The sequence below is a fragment of the Muriicola marianensis genome (assembly GCF_014638095.1).
Classification (GTDB): domain Bacteria; phylum Bacteroidota; class Bacteroidia; order Flavobacteriales; family Flavobacteriaceae; genus Muriicola; species Muriicola marianensis.
The window spans coordinates 177,234-200,028 of the sequence record NZ_BMFH01000001.1 but is presented as its reverse complement, the minus strand read 5'-3'; the positions used below and the strand labels follow the sequence as shown (position 1 = coordinate 200,028).

22 protein-coding genes are annotated in these 22,795 nt (G+C 47.6%); 14 read left to right on the top strand and 8 right to left on the bottom strand.

From position 1 onward, the window contains the following. Positions 1 to 75: 75 nt before the first annotated feature. From tsaE to IEV19_RS00970, 5 genes are all read left to right on the top strand, one after another. Complete coding sequence (tsaE, locus tag IEV19_RS00990) at positions 76 to 498, top strand: tRNA (adenosine(37)-N6)-threonylcarbamoyltransferase complex ATPase subunit type 1 TsaE (RefSeq protein ID WP_188368841.1); 423 nt, start codon at positions 76 to 78, stop codon at positions 496 to 498. A gap of 172 nt (positions 499 to 670) precedes the next feature. Next, positions 671 to 808, top strand: a complete 138-nt coding sequence (locus tag IEV19_RS00985; protein ID WP_188368840.1) for a hypothetical protein — start codon at positions 671 to 673, stop codon at positions 806 to 808. Between the two features lie 142 nt (positions 809 to 950). Continuing rightward, positions 951 to 1,547 carry a hypothetical protein gene (locus IEV19_RS00980; RefSeq protein ID WP_229732439.1) on the top strand — a complete coding sequence of 199 codons (597 nt, stop codon included), beginning with the start codon at positions 951 to 953 and terminating at the stop codon, positions 1,545 to 1,547. Positions 1,548 to 1,711: 164 nt separating this feature from the next. Continuing rightward, a complete protein-coding gene (locus IEV19_RS00975) occupies positions 1,712 to 2,911 on the top strand; it encodes an alanine dehydrogenase (RefSeq protein ID WP_188368838.1) in 1,200 nt (399 codons plus the stop codon). Position 2,912: 1 nt separating this feature from the next. Further along, positions 2,913 to 3,302, top strand: a complete 390-nt coding sequence (locus IEV19_RS00970; protein ID WP_188368837.1) for a DUF4258 domain-containing protein — start codon at positions 2,913 to 2,915, stop codon at positions 3,300 to 3,302. Here the strand turns inward: IEV19_RS00970 and IEV19_RS00965 are convergent. Continuing rightward, on the bottom strand, positions 3,299 to 4,465 hold the full coding sequence (locus IEV19_RS00965; protein WP_188368836.1) for a proline dehydrogenase family protein: 1,167 nt from the start codon (positions 4,463 to 4,465) through the stop codon (positions 3,299 to 3,301). The genes IEV19_RS00970 and IEV19_RS00965 overlap by 4 nt on opposite strands. Before the next feature lie 108 nt (positions 4,466 to 4,573). Between IEV19_RS00965 and aroB the strand changes: the two genes are divergently transcribed. Both aroB and IEV19_RS00955 read left to right on the top strand, forming a co-directional pair. Continuing rightward, entirely contained in the window at positions 4,574 to 5,635 is a 1,062-nt protein-coding gene (gene aroB, locus IEV19_RS00960; RefSeq protein ID WP_188368835.1) for a 3-dehydroquinate synthase, read from the top strand. A 115-nt stretch (positions 5,636 to 5,750) separates the two neighbouring features. Further along, positions 5,751 to 6,068: a hypothetical protein gene (locus IEV19_RS00955; RefSeq protein WP_188368834.1), complete on the top strand. Its 318-nt coding sequence runs from the start codon at positions 5,751 to 5,753 to the stop codon at positions 6,066 to 6,068. A gap of 2 nt (positions 6,069 to 6,070) precedes the next feature. Here IEV19_RS00955 and IEV19_RS00950 read toward each other — a convergent pair whose 3' ends face one another. The 3 genes from IEV19_RS00950 to IEV19_RS00940 all read right to left on the bottom strand — a co-directional run bounded on the left by IEV19_RS00950 (position 6,071) and on the right by IEV19_RS00940 (position 8,316). Further along, positions 6,071 to 6,586: a DinB family protein gene (locus tag IEV19_RS00950; RefSeq protein WP_188368833.1), complete on the bottom strand. Its 516-nt coding sequence runs from the start codon at positions 6,584 to 6,586 to the stop codon at positions 6,071 to 6,073. Between the two features lie 41 nt (positions 6,587 to 6,627). Next, on the bottom strand, positions 6,628 to 7,107 hold the full coding sequence (locus IEV19_RS00945) for an Lrp/AsnC family transcriptional regulator (RefSeq protein ID WP_188368832.1): 480 nt from the start codon (positions 7,105 to 7,107) through the stop codon (positions 6,628 to 6,630). Positions 7,108 to 7,200: 93 nt separating this feature from the next. Continuing rightward, entirely contained in the window at positions 7,201 to 8,316 is a 1,116-nt protein-coding gene (locus tag IEV19_RS00940) for a M14 family metallopeptidase (RefSeq protein WP_188368831.1), read from the bottom strand. Positions 8,317 to 8,589: 273 nt separating this feature from the next. Here IEV19_RS00940 and IEV19_RS00935 point away from each other — a divergent pair, with 273 nt between their 5' ends. The 3 genes from IEV19_RS00935 (at position 8,590) to IEV19_RS00925 (ending at position 10,235) form a co-directional block, all read left to right on the top strand. Then, positions 8,590 to 8,943, top strand: coding sequence for a helix-turn-helix domain-containing protein (locus IEV19_RS00935; RefSeq protein WP_188368830.1), 354 nt, complete (start codon positions 8,590 to 8,592; stop codon positions 8,941 to 8,943). A 69-nt stretch (positions 8,944 to 9,012) separates the two neighbouring features. After that, positions 9,013 to 9,390, top strand: a complete 378-nt coding sequence (locus tag IEV19_RS00930; RefSeq protein WP_188368829.1) for a DNA topoisomerase IV — start codon at positions 9,013 to 9,015, stop codon at positions 9,388 to 9,390. Positions 9,391 to 9,392: 2 nt separating this feature from the next. Continuing rightward, positions 9,393 to 10,235: a TerC family protein gene (locus tag IEV19_RS00925; RefSeq protein ID WP_188368828.1), complete on the top strand. Its 843-nt coding sequence runs from the start codon at positions 9,393 to 9,395 to the stop codon at positions 10,233 to 10,235. A 10-nt stretch (positions 10,236 to 10,245) separates the two neighbouring features. Here IEV19_RS00925 and IEV19_RS00920 read toward each other — a convergent pair whose 3' ends face one another. The 3 genes from IEV19_RS00920 to ychF all read right to left on the bottom strand — a co-directional run bounded on the left by IEV19_RS00920 (position 10,246) and on the right by ychF (position 16,020). After that, the gene (locus IEV19_RS00920; RefSeq protein ID WP_188368827.1) at positions 10,246 to 12,894 is read right to left on the bottom strand and encodes a DNA gyrase/topoisomerase IV subunit A; all 2,649 of its coding nucleotides are present in this window, start codon (positions 12,892 to 12,894) and stop codon (positions 10,246 to 10,248) included. Between the two features lie 31 nt (positions 12,895 to 12,925). Next, complete coding sequence (locus IEV19_RS00915) at positions 12,926 to 14,779, bottom strand: DNA topoisomerase IV subunit B (protein ID WP_188368826.1); 1,854 nt, start codon at positions 14,777 to 14,779, stop codon at positions 12,926 to 12,928. 146 nt (positions 14,780 to 14,925) lie between these two features. Next, positions 14,926 to 16,020 carry a redox-regulated ATPase YchF gene (ychF, locus tag IEV19_RS00910; RefSeq protein ID WP_188368825.1) on the bottom strand — a complete coding sequence of 365 codons (1,095 nt, stop codon included), beginning with the start codon at positions 16,018 to 16,020 and terminating at the stop codon, positions 14,926 to 14,928. Between the two features lie 122 nt (positions 16,021 to 16,142). Between ychF and IEV19_RS00905 the strand changes: the two genes are divergently transcribed. The 3 genes from IEV19_RS00905 (at position 16,143) to IEV19_RS00895 (ending at position 21,240) form a co-directional block, all read left to right on the top strand. Then, positions 16,143 to 18,833, top strand: coding sequence for a TonB-dependent receptor plug domain-containing protein (locus IEV19_RS00905; RefSeq protein ID WP_188368824.1), 2,691 nt, complete (start codon positions 16,143 to 16,145; stop codon positions 18,831 to 18,833). A gap of 67 nt (positions 18,834 to 18,900) precedes the next feature. Continuing rightward, positions 18,901 to 19,683 (top strand): agmatinase, encoded by a 783-nt coding sequence (gene speB / locus IEV19_RS00900; protein WP_188368823.1) that lies wholly within the window; start codon positions 18,901 to 18,903, stop codon positions 19,681 to 19,683. A gap of 78 nt (positions 19,684 to 19,761) precedes the next feature. Continuing rightward, the gene (locus tag IEV19_RS00895; protein ID WP_188368822.1) at positions 19,762 to 21,240 is read left to right on the top strand and encodes a carboxypeptidase-like regulatory domain-containing protein; all 1,479 of its coding nucleotides are present in this window, start codon (positions 19,762 to 19,764) and stop codon (positions 21,238 to 21,240) included. On the opposite strand, the gene IEV19_RS00890 is transcribed toward IEV19_RS00895, so the two are convergent. Further along, positions 21,237 to 21,590: a 4Fe-4S dicluster domain-containing protein gene (locus tag IEV19_RS00890; protein ID WP_188368821.1), complete on the bottom strand. Its 354-nt coding sequence runs from the start codon at positions 21,588 to 21,590 to the stop codon at positions 21,237 to 21,239. The two genes, IEV19_RS00895 and IEV19_RS00890, sit on opposite strands and share 4 nt — an antisense overlap. 114 nt (positions 21,591 to 21,704) lie before the next feature. Here IEV19_RS00890 and IEV19_RS00885 point away from each other — a divergent pair, with 114 nt between their 5' ends. Beyond that, the gene (locus tag IEV19_RS00885) at positions 21,705 to 22,739 is read left to right on the top strand and encodes an acyl-CoA reductase (protein ID WP_188368820.1); all 1,035 of its coding nucleotides are present in this window, start codon (positions 21,705 to 21,707) and stop codon (positions 22,737 to 22,739) included. The last annotated feature ends 56 nt before the right edge of the window (positions 22,740 to 22,795 follow it).

Below are 22,795 nucleotides of genomic sequence, written 5' to 3'. Positions count from 1 at the left end.
GACCATATTTCATTTATTTACCTAATTCTTAGAGGACAAATAAATTTAAAATTGAATATAAGAATTTAATTCTGAATGCAGAAAATAATCTATACAAAGGAAATGATTTCTCAGATCATCAACCAATTAATGGAGAGCATCCCTCAATGCTGCTTAATATGTTTGTATGGAGAATTGGGTTCCGGTAAAACCACATTAATAAAAGAGTTGATAAAGCACCTAGGAGGGCTTGAAGAGGGAAGCAGTCCCAGTTTTGGCATTGTGAACGAGTATTCCTATCCCGATGGAGAAGTATTAGGATACCATTTCGATTTCTATCGCCTAAACAAGGCGGAGGAAGCCCTGGACCTGGGCCTGGAGGATTATCTAAGCCAGAACGTATGGATCTTTATCGAATGGCCGGAAAAGGTGGAGGAACTATTACCGGACAATCGCGTAAACATCTGCCTGAAAAGTATAGGTCCCGAAACCAGAGAACTCACTTTGGAGGTTTCCTGAGCACCTATTAACCACTTGTTTATAGCCACTGCAAACCACAAGCAGGATCGATGAAATGCAGTTTTCTTCGGTGATCGGTAAATTTTTATCGATAAAATGTATTTTATCTCATTTCTATTCCCTATATTTGAGATGAAAATGAAATGATTCCTGAATTTTAACTCAGATTACGATGAACACTAAAAAGATCCTATTTGCCTTTGCAGCTATGTTAGTGCTGGTTGCTTCCGCTTGTACTCCAAACACCGCCGAAGACGAACAATTGTACGAACAAGGAATTAAAAAAGGAGACATTACCAAGACCGATTAATTCTTCTAATAAGTACTTTTAACAATAGATTTTTTCTAGGGGCACCAATATTTTGCCCCTTTTTGCGTTGTGCTTATATCATATAGCTTACGCAAGAACATTGGAAAATCACAATACTAAACTTACCAGAAGTAGATTTATCTTGGAATCATTGGGCCTTATCTTGATTGCCCTTGCTCCATTTATTTTTAAAATCCACGATTATTTACCTGAAGAACCCGATGCCACTATTTCCATATTTGGATACACGATAGACAAAAATGGATTCAATCATATAAGTGCTTACGTTTGGTTTTTACTCAATAAGATCATTCCTCTATACCTTTTAATAATTTGGTTTTTTACATGTAAACACTGGTGGTACCATATCATCCTTATCCCCCTTTGCATGTATGCCTTTCAATTATTTGAAGTTATCTATTCAGAAGATGAATATATTGATACCGAAAATATTTTCTGGTTGTTACCAGTTTGTATGGTAGTGACAATTTTTGTGTATTTCGTTAGGGTAAAATTATATGATAAATACGTTCATGGAATTGACCTTGAAGCCATGGAGGCAGAACTTCAAGCTTTCAAGGATAAAAGCAATTACTCAATTAAATCTGAGAAGGAATCTTTAGAAGATATCAAATCCGATAGCACAGTAGATCTGTCAGAAAATGTCTCAAAAAGAACGCTTTCCAAATTGTTCAGGGAATTCCGCCTTTCCATAAAAAACCTTTTTAACTTTACATAAGCAGTCTTTCCTGTTGGATGATCTTCAATCAATTTTGTGCGAAAACATCATCCTGTCAGCCTTTTGCTACAGGTTATTTTAAGTACTTTTATAAGCACCTCCTTTCTTTAAATTTATTGTATTTTTGAGGACCGCAGGCCTTCAACCTCCTGCGCAATTACCCTATGAACCAGCCGCGATCCCCCTTCAGCAAACAGGAGCTTATCCCACAGGAAGAGACCCTGGAGATCCTGAAACAAAAAGGGGAACTCTTTATCGGGATCCCAAAGGAGAACCAGTTCCAGGAAAAACGCATCTGCCTGACCCCCGATGCCGTAAATGCCCTCACCGCCAACGGCCACCGCGTGCTTATCGAATCCGGGGCCGGAGACGCCGCCAATTTTACGGACCTCGACTATACCCAAGCGGGGGCCACCATCTCTAAAGACACTAAAAAAGTGTTTTCCTGCCCCCTGCTGTTAAAAGTAGAACCCCCTACCCTGTCGGAGATACAGTTTATCAATCCGCAGGCTACCATCATTTCGGCCCTTCAGATCAAGACTCAGACCAGGGCCTATTTTGAAGAACTGGCCAAAAAACGCATTACCGCCATCGCCTTTGAGTTTATCAGGGACGAGGATGGCAACTACCCGGCTGTGCGCTCCCTCAGCGAGATCGCAGGGATCTCCAGTGTGCTGATCGCAGCCGAGGTCATGGCCTCTACCAACAAGGGCAATGGTCTTATGTTCGGGAACATCACCGGGGTACCTCCCCTGGAGGTCGTGATCCTGGGTGCAGGCACTGTTGGGGAATTTGCAGCCCGTTCAGCCATCGGTCTGGGCGCCAACGTAAAGATCTTCGACAACTCTATTACCAAACTGCGCAATGTGCAGAGCAACCTGCAGCAGATCGTCTATACCTCGACCCTTCAACCCAAAAACCTCCTGAAGTCTCTAAAACGATGTGACGTAGCCATAGGGGCCATGAGGGGACGCGACCGTTCGCCTGTGGTGGTTTCCCAAACCATGGTGGAACAGATGAAGAAAGGCTCGGTGATCATAGACGTGAGCATCGACATGGGCGGATGTTTCGAGACCAGCGAACTCACCACTCACGACAAACCCCTGATCAATAAATTCGGCGTACTACACTACGGCGTGCCCAACATCCCAGCACGGTATCCCAAGACCGCTTCGGTCTCCATCAGCAATATCTTTACCCCCTATCTCCTCAAGATCGGGGAGGACGGCGGCCTCGAAAATTCCTTGCGATTCGACAAAGGGCTGAGGAACGGACTCTACCTGTACCATGGAATCCTGACCAATAAAACGGTGGGCGATTGGTTCGACCTGAAACACAGTGACATCAATTTCCTAATCTTTTAGCATGGCATTTCTAAAGCGCCTGGGGTACTACATGATCGGACTGACCATAGGCATCATCTTTCTCGCCTTCTTCCTGAAGAAAAAAACCTCGGAAACGGGGACAGAATTCTGTTATTTCCCCAACTGCCGGGTACTGAAGGAACTGCGTTCCAAACCGCTGGTGTTCTCAGAAGAGGTGCAGGAAACCTTGGGAGAAGGCCTTGCAGACAGTACAGACATAAAATTATTCCTCAGGGAGGGGTCCGTAAAATTCAGGGAGAGTGAAGCCCAGGGCGAACCCTGTCCCTGGTATACAATCCACTACGAGGTAGACGGGAAGGACGCTTCCCTGAGAGCCACAAACTGTGAATCCCGGGTCACCATCTCCGAATTCAGATTCACGGAGGATTAGATCTTCCTTCTTTTGCGCTCCTTTTTCAGCAGCTCCAGCTCCCGGTTGGTCTGACCGGCCACGGAAGTATTCTCCTCTGCCCTGCGGATCAGGTAGGGCATCACGTCCCTTACCGGGCCAAATGGCAGGTATTTGGTGACGTTGTATCCTTCAGCTGCCATGTTGAAGGTGATGTGATCGCTCATCCCGAACAGCTGCCCAAACCATATCCTGGGATCTTTCCGGTCTATGTTGCGCTCCTCCATCAGCCGCATCAGGAGGTAGGAACTCTCCTCATTGTGTGTGCCGGCGTATACGGAAATAACGTCCAGGTGGTCAAGGATATAGGAGATGGTCTCGTTGAAGTTATCGTCTGTTTCTTTCTTGCTGGCACAGATCGGACTTTTATAGCCCATTTCTTCGGCCCGTTCGTTTTCTTTTTCCAGATAGGCACCCCTTACGATCTTGATCCCCACCTTAAAGCCATCTTTTTCAGCCCTCGACACAAGGCCTTTTAAATAATCGAGTCGGTCCCAGCGGTACAACTGTATGGTATTAAAGACGATGGCCTTTTTCTTGTTGTACTTCCTCATCATTTCCTCCACCAGTTCATCGGCCGCGTCCTGCATCCAGCTTTCCTCTGCGTCTATGAGCAGACTGACGTCCAGGTCGAATGCCTTTTTACAGCTCGCCTCGTAACGACCTACTACCCTTCCCCATTCTTCCTGCTCAGCACGGGTGAGTTTCTTTCCCGCGCCTATCTTTTTATACAGGTAGAACCGGCCGTACCCTGTGGGTTTGAAGACCGCGAACGGTATGGCCTCCTTTTCTTTTACAAAGTCCAGGATCTTTAAGGTCATAGCCAGGGCATCATCCAGCGGGTCTTCCGTGTCTTTGCCTTCTATGGAATAGTCGAGTATAGAACACACCCCCGCCTGCCAGAGTTTGTCGACAGTCGGCAAACAATCCTTTTCACTGATTCCCCCGCAGAAATGGTCGAATACGGTGGCTCTAATCAAGCCCTCTACAGGAAGGTTGGTCTTGATCGCAAAGTTGGTCACCGCGGTGCCTATCCTCACCAGTGGTTGGTTGGCGATCAGTTTGAACAAAAAATAAGCCCTTTCCAGCTCGGCATCTGATTTCAGGGCGAAGGCGGTTTTGGTGTCCTCAAAAAGCTGAGCCATTGACGATCTTTTTTTTATGAGCCCAAAGATAATCACTGATATCAATACCATTTGCAGAAAAATTCCCTTTAATTTGCGTCTGAAACCGTACAGAGACCAGCATATTCCATGGATGCGATCATCACAGATACTTATTCCGTTTATTTCAATGAAGAAGGGTACCGCGCACTCAACCAACATCTTAAAAAAGAGAGGTATTCAAAACTTTTTGTTCTGACGGACGAGAATACCCACAGGGATTGCCTCCCTGTTTTCCTGTCTTCCCTCGAGACAAACCTGGAAATTGAGATCATTGAGATGGAGGCCGGGGAGGTCCACAAGACCATTGACACCTGTGTACAGATCTGGCACGCTCTCTCTGAGCTGGGTGCAGACCGCAGGAGCCTTATGATCAACCTGGGAGGCGGGGTGGTCACGGACCTCGGGGGTTTTGTCGCGTCGACCTTTAAACGAGGATTTCCATTTGTTAATGTTCCCACCAGCCTGCTGGCCATGGTGGATGCCTCCATCGGCGGGAAAACGGGAGTCGACCTGGGGAATTTAAAAAACCAGATTGGCGTGATCCGACAACCCGAAATGGTGCTGGTCATTCCCGGGTTTTTGACAACGCTCGATAAGCGGCAACTCAACAGCGGGTTTGCTGAAATGCTCAAGCACGGCCTGATCAGCAGTGGAAAATACTGGGGCGACCTGAAGGATATCAAAGTGAATGACCCCCTGGACCCTTTTATCCATACCTCCGTGCGCATCAAAAACCAGATTGTCCTGGAGGACCCTACCGAAAAAAACTTGAGGAAGGTGCTGAATTTCGGACACACCCTTGGGCATGCCATAGAATCCCATTTCCTTGAGAAGGGTGAAGACAAGGCACTTTTGCACGGGGAGGCTATAGCGATCGGCATGATCCTGGAAGGCTTCCTGTCGCACAGGGTAAGCGGACTGGGGCTTCACCAGCTGGAAGATATCAAGAATACCTTCCTGGAGCGATTCAGGAAAGTGGATTTCACAGAAGGCGACAAACAGGCGATCATCGACCTCCTCAAATTCGATAAAAAGAATACCCACGGCAGCATCAACTTCGTATTGCTAAAACGGATAGGAGAAGCGGTCATAGACCAGCAGGTTTCTGAAGATCTGTTTAGGGAAGCCTTTGCATACTACGAGGATTAAGGGCTTCGCATACTAAAATTCGCCGTTTACAACTCTTTCCCTTCCCGGGAGAAAAAATATTCTAGATTAGGTTAGTGTTTTTAGAAGAGCACAAGCACACTAAATAGACCGACCTATGAAACGAATACTGATCGACCACAAAAAACTGGACGCCCTGCTCGCGGCCAGGTTAGTAGAATCCTATCCGGACGGCTACGGAGATGACGACATCATCTCATTTAAAAATCACAAAGGGGAATACATAGAGGCCGTTGAGCTAAGAACGGAAGATGCGCTCTACCTGGTGAAGATCAGCCAGAGCCTGTCTCATTTTATCGCCAATTATTTCGACAATGACGAGGAGGAAGAGGAAGAAGGCGTAAAACCGGTTACCGAAGAACCTGAGCTGGAACTAAACCTGGAAACGGAGACGGAGGGTGAGGAAATCGACTGAATTCAGAGATATCGCTCCCTGATAATATTCCTGTGGTGCTTTTGATGGCCACAGATAATAAACCCCAAAGCCCCTACGCTCATGGTCGAGTTGCTGGCCACTCCCCTTCTTTTCAGTACACCTTCTTCAAACGACTCGTAAAGTGCTATGGTCGATCGCCTGATCGCCTTGTACTCTTCTATGATCGATTCAATACTTCTATGGTTAGCCCCTGAGGCCGGAACATATAGGTCCTGGTCGAACCCCGGAAGCGGAGTCTCATCCTTCCTCGCAAATCGCAAAGCCCGGTATTGGAACACCCTTTCGGAATCCAGGACATGGACAAGAACCTCAGCTACCGTCCACTTGCCTTCAGCATAACTGTAATTGAGTTTATCCTCCGGAATACTGCCCAGAAACTGCGGATAATTCTCCACTTGTTTCTTGAGGGTCTTCATAAGGTCGACTTCCCCCAGTGCCTCGATATACGCCTTGTAATAGGGATTGTAGTCGGATGATGTAAGCTGAGAGGTCTTCATGGATCGACTAGTAAATATGAAGATAAGGTAAAACCGGCTGTTTAGAGCTCATTGAAAATGGTATGCATCAGCCTCTTCTTGTCGTTGATGCTTTCTTCAAGGGAGATCATGGTTTCGGTACGGCTGATCCCTTCGATATCGTCTATCCTGAAGATGATATTCTTGGCGTCATTGGTGTCTTTAGCCCGGATCTTGCAAAAGATATTGAACTTTCCAGTGGTAATATGGGCTACAGTAACGTTCGGGATCTGGTTCAGGCGTTCGATCACGAATTTGGTCTGATGGGTCTTTTCCAGGAAAATGCCGACGTAAGCTATAAAGGCATATCCCAGTTTTACGTAATCCACCACCAGGGAGGACCCCTGTATGATCCCTGCCTCCTCCATTTTTTTCACCCGAACGTGCACCGTCCCGGCGGAGATCAGTAATTTCTTGGCAATGTCCGTAAAGGGAGTCCTGGTATTGTCTATGAGCATGTCCAGGATCTGGTGATCGATTTCATCCAATTTTACTTTTCCCATAATAACAATATTTGGAGCAAAAATAATCAATTAAGAAAATATACGTAACAGAAACGCGCTTTTTTTGAAAGATACTCAAAATTACTCTGGAAATTAACGCTTTCTCTCAGGAAACAGGACCGTGATCTCCTTTAAAGATCTGAGCTTTTCGAGATCGACCTGTTGGATACAATCGTATTCTACATGCCCGTACGACTCAGACAAATCACCTTGCTTTTCAATCTCCGGACTGAAGTGGATCGATCCAGAGCGGAGTTCCTCCCGGTACAAAATGCCAGCGTCTGATTGAGCGGAAAGGTCTGGCTGAAGGACCTGCGCATTGCGGATCAGGATATCGAAGAATTTTTTTTGATTCTCAGGAATGTCCTCATATCCCTTTTGGGTCTCCTCCCGGTACCTGCCGGCAACGATCTGATCGAGGGCGGTCCAAAGGGCTGTAAAGACATATTGACGGGTCTTTTCACGTTCGTAATCCCCGGCGAAATGCCCTGCCTCAAAAAGGAGGGTGGGCGTTTGTTGCATCTGAAACGTGTCGCCCACGCAATTCGGGTTGAAGGCATCGTCATATCGACCTATCTGGCCCGGGATCACGGCCTGTAATTCCCTGTTGATCCCTGAAATGATCTGCATGGCGGTGAGTCGGCTTGCCGTAACAGACCGTGAGGTATCTGCTGCAGGAGATAGAAAGGATAAGGTGGCCGGGTGAGGTCCGGGTCCTGCGCTGAAGATCGTCCTTTGGTCGTGCAGGTTAAAACAGAAGTCGGGTTTGTGTTCTCTAAATGTCTCAGAAAGCACGATACTCTCCGGCTGCGTCTGATTTCGGGCATCCCGGTTGAGGTCGATCCCGGCCGCATTTTCACGGGTATAGGCCTCTGCGCCGTCAGGGTTGAGCTGAGGAATGATCACAAGGGTAAGACTTTCCAGGATATCCCCTGAATTTCTGTACCCCAGGTGCAAAGCCTTTACAAGATCTAAAACCGCTTTAGTTGTGGTGGATTCATTCCCGTGCATCTGAGACCACATCATCACCTTTATGGGACCCGTTCCCAGAACGATCTTTTGGATAGGTCTGCCCATGACCGAATTTCCGATTTTTTCCAAATGCATCTTTTCACCCCAGAACTCGAGAATGGGATGCAGCATTTCGGGACTGAGGTACCGACCCTTTACAGATCCCTCGCGAATCACATTATAGTCCTGACCTTCCACTGTTACTTGTCTTTGCTAGTCGATGTAAAAGTAAGGGTAAATTAGAAACTTATGTCATAACTTTATTTACATTTGTAACTAATAAACGCTTTGTATTTTATGAGTAAAATTGACATTTGTAACCAAATGTGAAGGTCGTCATAAAAATAATATTAATCAACATTATATCAGTTTATTAAATAGGTCTATTGATAGTTTTAATTTAATTATTTTATACAATTATTCATCAATTTTTAAGAATAAATTAAAAAGTTTGTTATTAAATAGTTTACAATGGTAAACAGTGCAGATTTCATCGCCCGCCTCGAAAAGATCCTGGATCACTACAATCTTTCAGCAGCCGCTTTCGCGGATAAGATCGGGGTGCAGAGATCGAGTATCTCTCACGTACTGACCGGCCGGAACAAACCGAGTCTTGAATTCGTGATGAAGGTGGTTCGCTCCTACCCCGAGGTGAATCTGTACTGGCTCCTCAATGGAAAGGGTGCATTTCCGTCCGGGGAAGAGGCCTCCGGTACCCTGAAGCCAAAAAACATTCCGGAAACTTTACAATTTGACAAGGAAAGGGTGATCAGGAAGGTGCTAATACTCTATGAAGATGGTAGCTTTGAAGCCTTCGAAAAATAGCCTTTGGATTAAGGCTAGTTTCTCCTGTGGATGTTGCTGGTAATTAACAGAATTCACTAATTTGCAGACATGTTAAAAAACTTCGTGTTGCTTTGCATCCTGGGAGGACTTGTAATTGCCTGCAGCACTCCGACAAGGGATTGTGCGGCCTTTAAGGAAGGGAGATTCCGCTATACGGCCCTCATAGATGGCGTTGAACAAACAACGGTTTTTGAGAGGGACCAGGAGATAGAGATCGATTACTTTGAAGGAAGGGCCGACACCTCCTCAGTACGCTGGATAAATGACTGTGAATTCATCGTCAAGAACCTGAATCCCAAAAATCTGAGTGAGCAGAAGTCAATCCACATGAAGATCCTCAGTACTACAGACAGTTCCTATACTTTTGAATACGGCTTGGTAGGCAGTGCACAAAAAACCAGAGGCACCGCCATTAAAATGAATTGATCATGTTCGACATTCTCACTAGTCCGGATGCCTGGGTAGCCCTGCTCACCCTCACCTTCCTGGAGATCGTCCTGGGTATCGACAATATCGTATTCATCACCATAGCCGCCAACAAACTCCCTGAAAAACAACAAAAAAAAGCAACCCTCTGGGGGCTGATCCTGGCCATGGTGCAAAGGATCATCCTGCTTTTTGCGGTGTCTTTCCTTATCGGTCTAAAAAACCCGTTCTACTATGTAGAAAGCTCCTGGTTCTCCGCAGGAATCAGCGGTCAGGCCCTGATCCTGCTGCTGGGCGGACTCTTCCTTTTGTACAAGAGCACATCAGAAATTCACGAGAAGGTGGAATTGCCGGAACACGATGAGGAAGCGCTGGAAGCCAAGAATATTACCAGCCTGAACAGGGCGCTTTTCCAGATCCTGATCATCGATTTCATCTTCTCCATAGATTCTATTTTGACAGCAGTGGGGATGACCAGCGGAATAGGTGATAAACCTGAAGATGCCCTGGTGCTCATGGTCATAGCGGTGGTCATCTCCATCATAATCATGATGGTCTTTGCCAATGCGATCAGGGTATTCATCAACAAGCATCCCTCCATGCAGCTGCTGGCCCTGTCGTTCCTGATCCTTATAGGGTTTATGCTGATCGCCGAAGCAGCCCACCTGAGTCACGCCCGCTTCTTCGGTTCAGAGATCGGAGCTATTCCAAAAGGCTACCTTTATTTTGCCATTACCTTTTCCCTGCTGGTGGAGTTCCTCAATATGAAATACAGGAAGAAAGAGGAGTTTATTGAAGATCTGGAGGAAAATCAGGATGGGTCGGCGGAAGATCCTGAATGCTGATCGGACCGGGTCAGAACAACTTGGTCTGCCCGTCTTTGTCTTCTCCTTGTTCTTTTTCCTTAGCCTTTGACTCGGAACTTTTTTTGTCAGGTGTTACATCCTCTTCATCGATGACCTCTATGTCTTCGGCCTTATTCTTTTTGGGTTCTTCATATGGGAGGGGTTCCAGGGCATTGATCTCCAGCACCTTTTCCTTGGTAAGCTGGTTTCCCATGGCTGTTATCCCTTTTACAGCTATGAATTCGTCCAGAGTAACCACCATGTTTTCCTTGCGTTCCTGCCCCCGCTTTTTGCCAAAGACCACTTCGGCCACCGGCCTGTATTCCGTAAAGATCTTTTCCAGGTAGGACTTGGGATGATCTGTGATGATCACTTCTTCCTTGTCGGGATTTTCCACCAGGAAACGCTTTACGTAGAATAATTCCTTTTCTCCTTCCCAGTAGATGGCTGAGAGGGGTTTCTCAGGCTTCCATTTCTCCAGGACGATCATATCGTCATCAAACCTCATGATGATATCCGGAATGGCCGTTTTGACCACTCCTTTCTGACTGATAATGAGCAAGCGGTCCTCGCTGGTGAATTCACCCAGCAATTCGCCCCGTCCGTCCACATTGAGTCGCTGAATAGTATCATCGAACCATATTTTACGGGGTTTGAGGGTAGAAAGTCCTTTCTCTTTCAGTTCAATGCGTTTGACCGGGTATTTGGTCACGATATTCCCTTTGGAGTTCCTTCCTTTGATCAGCACATCGGCGAAATCGAGGTCCCATTTCAGTTTTTTAATACTGCCAGACTGCCTCAGGTTGACGGTCACTACCTCTGCCTCCCCGTTGGGGTTAGCCGTAAAATAGAGGACATCAGACTGGGCTTTGCCATTGGTAAGGTCGTACATCTTATCCCGTGTCACGCCCGTGACGTTAAACCGTTTTACGTAACTGGCACCACCCCTTCCATCCTTGTAGATCATGTTATAGATGGTGCGCTTGTCCTTCTTTTTAAAGACCGCTACATGGATGATGTTCTTTTCCACAAAGGTCTTGGCGTCTACCTTGGTGACCATCATATGGCCACTTTTGGTGAAGATGATAATGTCGTCAATATCGCTGCAATCGGTGACATACTCGTCCTTTTTTAAGGAAGTGCCCACGAATCCTTCTTCCCTGTTGACATATAGTTTTGTGTTTCGAATGACCACCTTGGTCGCCTCGATCTCGTCGAATATCCTGATCTCCGATTTGCGTTCCCGCCCCTGCCCGTACTTTTTCTTTAATTCCTTAAAATAATCTATGGCAAAATCCACCAGGTTCGCGAGATACTTTTTGGTCTGGGCGATCTTTTCTTCAAGGCTATCGATCAGCTGCTGTGCCTTATCAATGTCGAATTTAGAGATCCTTTTGATCCGGATCTCCGTCAACCTCACGATATCCTCTTCCGTCACCTCCCTCTTCAAATGACCGATGTGAGGTTTAAGACCTTTGTCAATGGCAGCAATCACCCCTTCCCAGGTCTCTTGTTCCTCTATGTCCCGGTAGATGCGGTTTTCTATAAAGATCCGTTCAAGAGAAGCGTAATGCCACTGATCCTGCAACTCCCCCAATTGTATCTCCAACTCCTCTTTCAGCAATTCAACCGTATGGTCAGTAGACCGCTGCAGCATCTCCTGTACCCCGATAAACAAGGGTTTATTGTCTTCGATGATACATCCCAGGGGTGAAATGGAGCTCTCACAGGCAGTGAAGGCGTAGAGTGCGTCAATGGTCTTGTCCGGAGAAATTCCACTGGGGAGATGAATGAGAATCTCTACCTCGGCCGCAGTATTATCCTCTATCTTCTTGATCTTGATCTTTCCCTTGTCATTTGCCTTGAGGATAGAGTCAATTAAGGAGGAGGTGTTGGTTCCATAGGGGATCTCACTGATCATCAGCGTGTTCTTGTCGAGCTGAGAGATCTTAGCCCTGATCCTGATCCGGCCTCCCCTCATGCCGTCGTTGTAATTGGTGACGTCGATGATCCCGGCCGTGGGAAAATCAGGGAATAACTTAAACTTCTGACCCTTCAGATGCTTGATGGAGGCGTCGATGAGCTCGTTAAAGTTGTGAGGCAGGATCTTTGTAGACAACCCCACCGCAATCCCTTCCGCACCCTGGGCCAGAAGCAACGGGAATTTAACAGGCAGGTGAACGGGTTCTTTCTTGCGGCCGTCATAAGATAGCTGCCATTCCGTGATCTTCGGACTGAAGACCACATCCAGGGCAAATTTTGAAAGTCGGGCCTCTATATAACGGGATGCAGCCGCCCCATCACCGGTCAGGATGTTCCCCCAGTTCCCCTGAGTGTCGATCAGCAGGTCCTTCTGTCCGATCTGCACCATGGCGTCTGCGATACTGGCATCACCGTGGGGGTGGTATTGCATGGTATGGCCTACCACATTGGCAACTTTGTTGTAGCGACCGTCGTCCAGTTCTTTTAAGGAATGCATGATCCTCCGCTGTACAGGCTTAAACCCGTCCTCAATCGCAGGTACCGCCCTCTCAAGAATAACGTAGGAGGCGTAATCCAGGAACCAGTCCTTATACATCCCTGTGACCCTGGTAAGTGCATCCTGCTGCCCTTCCCTGCCTTCTTCCTGTTCTAATTGCCCATCTTCATTCTCTTCCATATAAAGAGACTCCTATTTACTTGATTTAGAATTATTCCTGATCTACAAGATCAACTTCTACTTTAAGATTATTAATAATGAATTCCTGACGATCCGGGGTGTTTTTGCCCATGTAAAACTGCAGGAGTTCTTCGATGGAAAGTGCTTTGTCCAGCATCACCGGTTCCAACCTGATGTCTTCCCCGATAAAATGCTTGAACTCATCAGGAGAGATCTCACCCAGTCCTTTGAATCGGGTGATCTCGGGTTTGCCGGTTAACTTGGCGATAGCCTCTTTCTTTTCCTCCTCGCTGTAACAATAGATCGTCTCTTTTTTATTGCGAACCCTGAAAAGCGGGGTTTGTAGGATATAGAGGTGATTCTCCTTGATGAGTTCCGGAAAGAACTGCAGGAAAAAGGTAATCAGCAGCAGGCGGATGTGCATACCGTCTACGTCTGCATCCGTAGCTATCACGATATTGTTGTACCTGAGGTCCTCCATAGATTCCTCTATATTCAGGGCTGCTTGCAGAAGGTTGAACTCCTCGTTCTCGTAGACGATCTTCTTGGACATCCCATAGGAATTCAGCGGCTTTCCCCTCAGGCTGAAAACAGCCTGGGTGTTCACATCCCGGGATTTGGTGATAGAGCCCGAGGCGGAATCCCCCTCCGTGATAAAGAGGGTGCTCTCGAGCCGCCTGTCACTCTTCATGTCGTCCAGGTGGATGCGGCAATCCCTGAGCTTTTTATTGTGAAGGCTGGCTTTCTTTGCCCGCTCCCGCGCCAGTTTGCGGATACCCGACAACTCCTTTCGCTCCTTTTCAGCCATCATAATCTTCCGCTGGATCTTTTCGGCAGTCTCCGGGTTCTTATGCAGGTAATTGTCGAGTTCCCGACCTATAAAATCATTTACGTAGGTACGAACCGTGGGAAAGTCACCTCCCATATCCGTGGATCCCAACTTGGTCTTGGTCTGACTCTCAAAAACAGGTTCCATGACCTTGATTGAAATAGCTGAAATGATACTCTTTCGGATGTCGGAGGCGTCGTAATTCTTGCCGTAGAAGTCCCTGATGGTCTTCACCAGGGCTTCGCGGAAGGCAGCCTGGTGTGTCCCTCCCTGGGTAGTGTGCTGTCCGTTGACGAAGGAATGGTATTCCTCGCTGTACTGGGTCTTGCTGTGTGTGATCGCTACCTCGATATCCTCTCCCTTCAGGTGGATGATCGGATACAGCATATCATCTGCGCTGTTGTTATCCTCAAGGAGGTCCTTAAGACCGTTCTCGGAATGGAATTTTTCTCCGTTAAAGATGATGGTGAGACCCGGGTTCAGGTAAACGTAGTTCTTGAGCATGCGTTCCACATACTCGTTCCGGTATTTGTATTTTTTAAAAATGGATTCGTCCGGGGTGAAGATCACCTTGGTTCCTCTTCTTCGGGAAGTCTCTTCCAGAAAATCCTCACTGACCAGGTTGCCAAATTCGAAGTCGGCCGATTTGGATTTCCCATCCCGGGTCGATTCTACCCGAAAGAATGAAGACAGGGCGTTAACCGCCTTAGTACCCACCCCGTTAAGTCCGACTGATTTTTTAAAAGCACGGGTGTCGTATTTACCTCCGGTGTTCATTTTAGATACCACGTCCACCACCTTACCCAGTGGAATACCCCTGCCGTAGTCCCTTACTACAACCTTGTCGCCGGGGATCGAGATCTCGATGGTCTTTCCGGCTCCCATCACAAATTCGTCTATGCAGTTATCGATCACCTCCTTCAGCAGGATGTAGATCCCATCGTCCTGGGAGGAGCCGTCTCCCAGTTTTCCGATATACATCCCGGGGCGCATCCGGATGTGCTCCTTCCAGTCAAGAGACCGGATATTCTCCTCTGTGTATTGTGTTTGAGCCATAGCTTTGGGGTATATCCCTGCTAATATAAAATTTCAGGGCAGAAATCAAAATGCACCAAAAATAAAGTAATCAACAATGAAACGGGCACATTGTTAATAGTTAAAAAGGGGGGCAGTCCAGGAAATTCGGGATTCGGAGACCTTTTTCAGACGTTGAAACGGAAGTGCATGACATCCCCGTCCTTAACGACATAGTCTTTTCCTTCCACCCTCATTTTTCCGGCCTCCTTTACCTTGATCTCGCTTCCGTAGGAGACGTAATCGTCATAAGCAATGACTTCTGCCCTGATGAAGCCCTTTTCAAAATCGGTGTGTATCACCCCTGCGGCCTGAGGTGCAGTGGCACCCACGGGAATGGTCCACGCCCGGACCTCCTTCTCCCCTGCCGTAAAATAGGTGTGGAGGTTGAGCAGGTGATAGGCTGCCCGGATGAGCTTTGAGGATCCCGGTTCTTCTAATCCCAGGTCTTCGAGGAAAAGTTGCCGTTCTTCATAGGTCTCCAATTCGGATATATCGGCTTCCGTGCCAACCGCCAGAACGAGGATCTCTGCATTTTCATCTGCCGTCGCCGCCCGTACCTGTTCCACATAGGCATTGCCTGCGGCGGCAGAAGCTTCATCCACATTACAGACATACATGACCGGCTTGTCAGTGATCAGTTGCAGAGGAGTGATGTATTCTTTTCGCTCTTCAGCACTTAAATCGATAGCTCTTACCGATATACCTGCTTCCAGCTCTTTTTTTACTTTAAGTAATACGGCTTCTTCTTTCACCGCATCTTTATTTCCGGTTTTGGCAGCGCGTTTTGCTTTGTCGAGCTTCTTCTCAACACTTTCCAGGTCCTTCAGCTGTAATTCGATGTCTATGGTTTCCTTGTCCCTGATGGGGTCTACAGACCCGTCTACATGGACCACATTATCGTCATCAAAACACCTCAATACGTGCAGGATCGCGTCGGTCTCCCGGATATTGGCGAGAAACTGGTTCCCGAGTCCCTCCCCCTTGCTGGCTCCTTTTACCAGCCCTGCAATATCGACGATATCCACAGTGGCCGGGATCACGCGCTGAGGATTGACAAGTTCCTCCAGTTTTTCCAGACGTTTATCGGGTACATTGACCACACCGATATTCGGTTCGATGGTACAAAATGGGAAGTTTGCGCTCTGGGCCTTAGCGTTTGACAAGCAATTGAAAAGGGTTGACTTTCCAACGTTGGGCAGGCCGACAATTCCAGCTTTCATCAGGTTAATTTTTTGACGCGGCAAATATAGCCCTTCTAAACGGTATTTAGTAATCCCCTACTATGTTATGGCAAGAATATTTTTCCATACATTTAATGGACTAACCCATTAACACCTAACTGATGAAAATTATTTACAGACTTTTCGTATTTGTGTGCTTCAGTACCACCTTTGCGTTTGCCCAGCAAACCATTACAGGTAAGGTTGTCGATCAGGACGGCACCCCTCTGGTAGGAGTCAACATTGTAGAAAAAGGAACTGCCAACGGGACGACGACAGATTTCGACGGTAATTATTCCATCAGAGCTGCTGCAAACGGCAGCCTAGTCTTCAGCTACATTGGCTTCGAGACCTATGAGGAAGAGGTCTCAGGGCGGACAGTGATCGACGTGGTCCTGACAGAAGGCCTACAGTTAAGCGAAGTGCAGCTGGTTGGATCGCGAAGTCCAAAGCGAACTGCAACTAACACGGCTGTACCTGTCGATGTGATCGATGTGGCCGACGTGGTTACCCAAAGCGGCCGAATAGAGGTAAATGAAATGCTACAGTTTGCCGCACCCTCCTTCAATGCTAATAAACAATCAGGTTCAGACGGAGCGGATCATATTGATCCCGCCACTTTGAGAGGCTTGGGACCCGATCAGACCTTGGTCCTTATCAATGGCAAACGAAGGCACCAGTCCTCCCTGATCAACATTTTCGGCACAAGGGGAAGGGGTAATACGGGAACAGACCTTAATGCCATTCCTGCAACCGCCATAAAACGCATCGAGATCCTCAGGGATGGAGCCTCAGCCCAATACGGTTCGGACGCTATCGCCGGGGTGATCAATATAGTCCTTAAAGACCAGAGAGACGGAGTTTCCGGCCTGTTGAGTTATGGTGCCTACAGCACAAACGCCGATGTGGATATCACTGATTTTACAGCAGATAATTATGGGGTCTGGAATACGGACGGATTCAGGCTCGACACCGACAAGGACGGGAACCAGATAGGAGATGATCAAAATTTTGACGGCGGGTCTTTAAAAGCGGGCATCAACTACGGTGTTGGGATCGGTGACCGCGGTTTTGCCAACTTTACCATGGAATACGTCAGCAAGAACAAGACACTGCGTCCTGCCTTTGATTTTAGAAAAGGTTTTGGTGAAGCGGCTATCGACGGATTCAATTTTATGGTGAATTCCGTGATCCCGGTTTCAGATAATACGGATTTCTATGTCTTCGGAGGAAGGAATTACAGGGATACAGATGCCTATGCCTTTACGCGAAACGGGGGGGCAAGGGTTATTCCCTCCATCTACCCGGACGGATTTACGCCGAGGATCACATCGAATATTACGGACAATTCCATTTCGGCCGGTTTCAGGACAGAACTCCCTAGTGGCTGGAAAGCAGACTTCAGCAATACATTTGGAAAAAACAATTTCCACTATTTCATCAAGGGAACACTCAACGCATCCCTGGAGGATGTATCCCCGACAGATTTTGATGCGGGTGGTCATAGCCTGAGCCAGAATACCCTTAATCTGGACTTTTCCAAATACTACGATGACGTTCTGGAGGGCATGAACCTCGCTTTTGGCGCGGAGTACAGAACAGAGAATTTTGTCATATTCGCGGGGGAAGAAGGCTCGTGGGGCACCTACGACGTCAATGGGCTTCTGATCACAGACCCTGCAAATCAGACCCAGCCGGTCGACCCTGATTCCGGGGATCCCAGACCCGGTGGATCCCAGGGCTTTCCCGGATACAGCCCGGCAAACGAAGTAGACCGCAGCAGGAGTAACTTTTCACTCTATGCCGATGGAGAATTCGATCTATCCGAATCCTTCCTGCTCAGCGCAGCAGCCAGGTTTGAGAACTACAGCGATTTTGGCAGCACATTGAACGGAAAACTGGCCATGCGCGTCAAAGCCTCGGACAATGTCAACGTCAGAGGTTCCCTCAGTACAGGGTTCAGGGCGCCTTCTCTGGCCCAGATCTATTACAACCTCAGGTTCACGAACTTTGTGGGAGGTGTGGCCCTGGAATCCCTATTATCACCTAATAACAGTCCGGTTACCGCTTCCTTCGGTATACAGCAGCTCACCGAGGAAAAGGCTTTTAACGCAGGTTTGGGTCTCACTGCCAATTTAGGTGACTTTTCTGCGACTGTAGATGGATATTTTATCAATGTGCAGGACAGGATCGTGCTGACCGGAAATTTCGACGCCCCCCAGATTCCGAATGTCGAAGCAGCTCAGTTTTTTGCCAACGGTGCTGATACGCGAACCGTCGGACTAGATGTGGTGCTTTCCTGGAAAACATACTTTGATGACGGAAGTTTTACGGCCACCTTCACAGGAAACTTAAACGACATGGAAATTACGGATGTTAAAAACGGTACCCTGGATGAACAGATCTTTTTCGGTGAAAGGGATAAGGCATTCCTGCTGGCTTCCGCACCTGACAGCAAGCTGACCCTGAATATGAACTACGACAAGGATTGGTTCGATGTGGGATTGGCCTTTACCCATTTCAGTAAAATTGAGCTGCTCGATTTCCAGATGTTCGAGGATCCGGCAGATTACGGTGGTCTCCCGAACCAGGTCATCGCCGCTACAGATACCTATGATCCCAAATTGGTTACAGATCTGGTTTTCGGGTTTGATTTGAGCGAAGACCTGAAATTAAATGTAGGGGCGAATAACCTTTTTAATGTGTATCCTGACCAGCAGGACGACTGGACAGAGGCAGGAGGTTATTTTGATGCAGTACAGATGGGGTTTGGAGGCTCATTTTTTTACGGCAGGCTGAACTTTTCATTTTAACAGCCTGAGATAAGATTTCATTAAAAAGACTGGTGGGTTTCTGCCAGTCTTTTTATTTTCATGGACTATGATCGTACTACAGGGCATAATCTATGACGAAAAATCGTCCTTTTTGAGAGGACCTGCCAAGGCACCTCCTGTAATCCGTGCTGCCTACCATAGTTCTTCAGCTAATTATTTCGCCGAGAACGGGTTGGAGGTAGATCCATCGGTTTTTGTGGATAAAGGGGATTTTAAACCGGCCGACTATTTTGACATCGAACGCATCACAGCCTCTAACCTGGACGGGGAACAGCAGATCATCAGCCTGGGTGGTGACCATTCCGTGACCTATCCCATTGTTAAGGCGTTACATTCTGTTCACGGTCCGCTCCAAATCCTTCATATCGATGCGCACGGCGATCTGTACGACAGTTTTGACGGGGACCCCTACTCCCATGCCTGCCCATTTGCGCGTATCATGGAAGACAAACTGGCCAGCAGGCTTGTTCAATTAGGAATTCGGACCCTGAACACCCACCAGCGGGAACAGGCTGCCAAATACGGAGTGGAGATCACAGAGATGAAGGACCTCGACCTTCACCGCCTGCCTCGCTTTACATCTCCCATCTATCTATCGGTGGATATAGATGCCCTGGACCCGGCCTACGCCCCCGGGGTCTCACACCAGGAACCAGGGGGACTCTCAACGAGGAGCCTGATACAGATTATCCAGGCAGTAAAAGTCCCTATCCTGGGGGCAGACATCGTGGAATACAACCCGGACCGGGATGTAGATAAGAGGACCGCCATGGTCTGTGCCAAGATATTCCGGGAGATCTGCTCAGCGATGATCACCAATAAGACCTGACCTTTTCGCTGATCCCAGAATATAATGCACAGTAACAAAAGAACATCTTGTTCGTCTCAATCTTTAAATCTGTTTCCATTGATATTAAAGAATAACATTGCACTATTGTCCCTCCTGTTCATGGGTCTGAGCGTGAAAGCACAGACCTTAGAGGGTTATATCAGAAATTTTAATACAAAGGAGGCCATCCCCTACGCCACTGTGCAATTGGGCCCTGATTACGGCACCATCGCAAACGAAGAAGGTGGATTTTCCCTGTCTTTGGCAGGCAAAGCCGGCGATAGCCTGCTGATCTCCTCCATGGGATATGCCCAGAAGCGTATCCCTCTCCCCTCTGCAATGGAGGAAATTGTGATTTATCTCGAACCCTCAGCCATAGAGTTGGACGAGGTCCTGCTGAGGGATCGGCAACCCTCGGCCGAAGAGATCATCCGGGAGGTGCGAAGGGCCTATCCTCAAAATTATTCCAGCACGGATCAGAAGTATGAGGTTTTCTACCGAGGGACCTCCTACATGCAATTTGAGGACCTGAATGTCGATATTGATAAGGCCACACGCATTCCGAAACAGCAGGTAGCCCGGGCCAGCAAAAAGTTAGATTCCCTGGCCAGATCGGTCGTAGAGAGCAAGTTGATGGAATTTCGCGATTACAGCGGAATTGTACTATTGAAGCAACGGGACTCGAGCAAGATATCTATAGACCGGGCCACCAGACTCCTGGACAGCCGCAAGGAATTTTCTATGGAAGGCGTACAAAAACAGGCACAGGGTATCATCCTGCAGTACCTTGATACCAGCAAAACGTACAAGTTAAAGACCGGCTTGTTTAAGATAGAGGATTCCCTGGCCCTGGACAAGGAAGAGTTCAGGCAGGAAAAGAAAACAGAGTATTCCAGGGGAGAGATCAGATCGTCTGTTATGAGCACCCTGAAACGGTCTCAATGGCACGAGAACTCCTTCCTTGAAAAGCTGCTCGATCCGAAGGCCTACGAATACACCCTCGACGGCATTTCTTATTTTCAGGGAAACCCCATTTATGTGGTCTCCTTCTTCCCCGGGAAGGGAAGTTCCAGATTTGCCGGCACATTCTATATTTCTACCCGGGATTATGCCGTATTAAAGGCAGATTATGCCTTCGGCGACGGAAAAAGAGGGAGGAAATTTAATATGAAACTCCTACTGGGAATAAAATACATTGAAAAAACCCATAAGGGCACGGTGATCTATAAAGCAGGGGCTAATGGGATCTACCATCCCTATTATATCACCAAAGAGGAGGGCAACTACATCTACCTTCATCGGCCATTGAAGTTCATAGAGAACAGCCCGAGGAAAGACAAGGTGCTGTTCGACTTCAACCTGGAAGGGGAAGGAAGGGAGAAGCGGGAACTGTTGATCCTCAAGGCAGAGGATCTGGATCCGGCAGAATTCATAAACCTGACCGAAGCAGAGAAGATACCCTACACCGAACTGAAACAATTTGAATCCTCCATCTGGCAGGACAGGCAAATTATTCAGCCTCTGGAGGAAATGAAAAACTTTAAGGCCGGGGATTAATCCTCAGGGTGCATAAATCGCTGCTTGGACAGGAGGACCTCTTCGCTCTCCACACGATCCTCATCAGGGACACAGCAATCTACCGGGCATACGGCAGCACACTGGGGCTCCTCGTGGAAGCCCATGCACTCTGTACACTTGTCCGGAGCGATATAGTAGATCTCATCACTGATAGGCTCCTGCACTTCCTCAGCATTTACTTTGCGTCCATCGGGAAGGACCACATCTCCTTTAAGGGATGTCCCGTCGCTGTAGCGCCACTCATCTGCACCTTCATAAATCGCAGTATTGGGGCATTCCGGTTCGCAGGCACCACAGTTGATGCATTCGTCTGTAATGATTATTGCCATAACTCTCTTTTTCTATTAGCAGATAAAAATAAGGTCGGGTCGGACCCCATGAATTTTACATTTACCCTATTTTTGCGGCAAAGGTAAAAGGCGTTCTTATTTTCTACAAATATAATGGGCTCACTGGAACGAAGAATACAAGCATTTGTTAAACTGGGTGACTTTCTCAGGGATTTCAGAATGGATGATCCTGAATCTGCAGAAGATGAATTTACCCTGGCGGTGGAACGTGCGGGTAGTCGGAACGGCTGGTTTACCCGAGAAAACCTCCGGCACGCCCTATCGGCCTGGGGTAAGGAACTCACCGAGGAAAATCTGAGGTCCTGGATCTCAGCGTACGAAATACCCGAAAAAGACCCTAAAGTAGTGGCAATAATCATGGCAGGGAACATTCCCCTGGTAGGGTTTCACGATCTGCTTTGTGTGCTGATCACAGGCCACAAGGCCCTGGTTAAGCTGGCTTCAGGAGATACTGAATTGCTGCCTGCCCTGATAAAAAAACTCGAAGACTTTGAACCTCATTTTAGGGGTTGCACCGTTTTTTCAGAGGGAGTTATGAAGGGATTCGATGCTGTGATCGCTACGGGAAGCGACAACACTTCGAGGTATTTCGAGTACTACTTTGGGAATAAACCTCACATTATCAGGAAGAACCGAAACAGTGCGGCAGTGCTTACAGGGGACGAATCCCAGGAAAAATTACGCGCTCTCGGAGAGGATATCTTCAGGTACTTTGGTCTGGGCTGCCGTAGCGTGAGCAAATTGTTCGTGCCGGAGGGATATGATTTTCAAGACCTTTTTACTGCCCTAATACCCTTTGAGGGCATTAAGGACCACCATAAATATCACAATAACTACGATTACAACAAGGCAGTGTACCTGATGAGTGAATTTCCTTTCTTGGACAATGGATTCCTCGTCCTGAAGGAGGATTCGGGGTACGCCTCCCCCATTGGTGCGGTATATTATGAGACCTATGATTCCCCGGGGAAACTCAAGGAAAAATTGGAATCTGATCGCGAAAAGATACAGTGTCTGGTAGCAGAGGGCTTTATACCCGGGGAAGTGCCTTTCGGGCAAACACAGAACCCTTCCCTGTCTGACTATGCCGACGGGGTGGATACTGTTGAATTCCTGTTAAAAACCTGAAACAATTATTCGCGATTTGCCCTGCCTATCTCGGGTTAATTTTCGACCTTTACGGC

Bases quoted from the DNA above. Each gene is read 5' to 3' on its own strand.
- IEV19_RS00985 (WP_188368840.1), top strand. From the start codon at position 671: ATGAACACTAAAAAGATCCTATTTGCCTTTGCAGCTATGTTAGTGCTG.
- IEV19_RS00885 (WP_188368820.1), top strand. From the start codon at position 21,705: ATGGGCTCACTGGAACGAAGAATACAAGCATTTGTTAAACTGGGTGAC.
- tsaE (WP_188368841.1), top strand. From the start codon at position 76: ATGCAGAAAATAATCTATACAAAGGAAATGATTTCTCAGATCATCAAC.
- speB (WP_188368823.1), top strand. From the start codon at position 18,901: ATGATCGTACTACAGGGCATAATCTATGACGAAAAATCGTCCTTTTTG.
- IEV19_RS00890 (WP_188368821.1), bottom strand. From the start codon at position 21,590: ATGGCAATAATCATTACAGACGAATGCATCAACTGTGGTGCCTGCGAA.
- IEV19_RS00975 (WP_188368838.1), top strand. From the start codon at position 1,712: ATGAACCAGCCGCGATCCCCCTTCAGCAAACAGGAGCTTATCCCACAG.
- IEV19_RS00945 (WP_188368832.1), bottom strand. From the start codon at position 7,107: ATGGGAAAAGTAAAATTGGATGAAATCGATCACCAGATCCTGGACATG.
- IEV19_RS00955 (WP_188368834.1), top strand. From the start codon at position 5,751: ATGAAACGAATACTGATCGACCACAAAAAACTGGACGCCCTGCTCGCG.
- aroB (WP_188368835.1), top strand. From the start codon at position 4,574: ATGGATGCGATCATCACAGATACTTATTCCGTTTATTTCAATGAAGAA.
- IEV19_RS00915 (WP_188368826.1), bottom strand. From the start codon at position 14,779: ATGGCTCAAACACAATACACAGAGGAGAATATCCGGTCTCTTGACTGG.
- IEV19_RS00930 (WP_188368829.1), top strand. From the start codon at position 9,013: ATGTTAAAAAACTTCGTGTTGCTTTGCATCCTGGGAGGACTTGTAATT.
- IEV19_RS00965 (WP_188368836.1), bottom strand. From the start codon at position 4,465: ATGGCTCAGCTTTTTGAGGACACCAAAACCGCCTTCGCCCTGAAATCA.
- IEV19_RS00925 (WP_188368828.1), top strand. From the start codon at position 9,393: ATGTTCGACATTCTCACTAGTCCGGATGCCTGGGTAGCCCTGCTCACC.
- IEV19_RS00920 (WP_188368827.1), bottom strand. From the start codon at position 12,894: ATGGAAGAGAATGAAGATGGGCAATTAGAACAGGAAGAAGGCAGGGAA.
- IEV19_RS00935 (WP_188368830.1), top strand. From the start codon at position 8,590: ATGGTAAACAGTGCAGATTTCATCGCCCGCCTCGAAAAGATCCTGGAT.
- IEV19_RS00970 (WP_188368837.1), top strand. From the start codon at position 2,913: ATGGCATTTCTAAAGCGCCTGGGGTACTACATGATCGGACTGACCATA.
- IEV19_RS00950 (WP_188368833.1), bottom strand. From the start codon at position 6,586: ATGAAGACCTCTCAGCTTACATCATCCGACTACAATCCCTATTACAAG.
- ychF (WP_188368825.1), bottom strand. From the start codon at position 16,020: ATGAAAGCTGGAATTGTCGGCCTGCCCAACGTTGGAAAGTCAACCCTT.
- IEV19_RS00905 (WP_188368824.1), top strand. From the start codon at position 16,143: ATGAAAATTATTTACAGACTTTTCGTATTTGTGTGCTTCAGTACCACC.